This is a genomic window from Streptomyces sp. ADMS (assembly GCF_033441795.1).
GTDB lineage: Bacteria > Actinomycetota > Actinomycetes > Streptomycetales > Streptomycetaceae > Streptomyces.
Genome location: NZ_JAVFVX010000401.1, coordinates 1 through 537, shown reverse-complemented (window position 1 = coordinate 537; position 537 = coordinate 1). Strand labels below are relative to the sequence as shown.

Annotated in this window: 1 protein-coding gene; it reads right to left on the bottom strand. The window is 63.1% G+C overall.

Annotation, left to right across the window (positions count from 1 at the left end; all coding sequences use genetic code 11):
* Positions 1-69: 69 nt before the first annotated feature.
* Positions 70-483 (bottom strand): hypothetical protein, encoded by a 414-nt coding sequence (locus RB628_RS41265; protein WP_318325753.1) that lies wholly within the window; start codon positions 481-483, stop codon positions 70-72.
* Positions 484-537 lie beyond the last annotated feature (54 nt).

Below are 537 nucleotides of genomic sequence, written 5' to 3'. Positions count from 1 at the left end.
GCCCACGCACACCAGCCCCGTGACCAGCAACTTCAGCTTGCACACCTCTCATTGGACGAACCAGCCGCCTTAGTGTTCCTTGAAGGGCCCGACGATCTCGCGTATGCCGCCCTTCTCATCGTTCAACACGCCAAAACGACGTGCATGCTCCTGACAGCGGCGCCAGAACACGTAGGCACCATGTCTCGACTCCAGGGACGGCCCATGGAAGTTCACGACGAATGTCGTCGGCTTGAGGGCGCCATACACAGGTTCACGCTCGACGCCCAAGCGCACCTGAACGGCACCGCCATACGGCATCGTCGGCACCGGATGCGGTTGATGCGCCGCATCTGGCCTGTCGAACCCTGACCCCGGAGAACACTGCGGTGGGAAGCCGGGTTTCTCCTGTCCGAGGGCGTGGAGACGCCCGAGGTAGTCCCGCGCCCCTGGCTCCGAACTGTGTCGGCGCCTCATTTCGGCAGTGAGTTCGCGGCTGGTCATGTCAATCCCCTCGGACTGTGGAGATCTTCTAAGCGGCCAGCTCCAAGGGGGAGC

Excerpts from the sequence above, each read along its gene's own strand:
- RB628_RS41265 (WP_318325753.1), bottom strand. The coding sequence starts at position 483 with ATGACCAGCCGCGAACTCACTGCCGAAATGAGGCGCCGACACAGTTCG.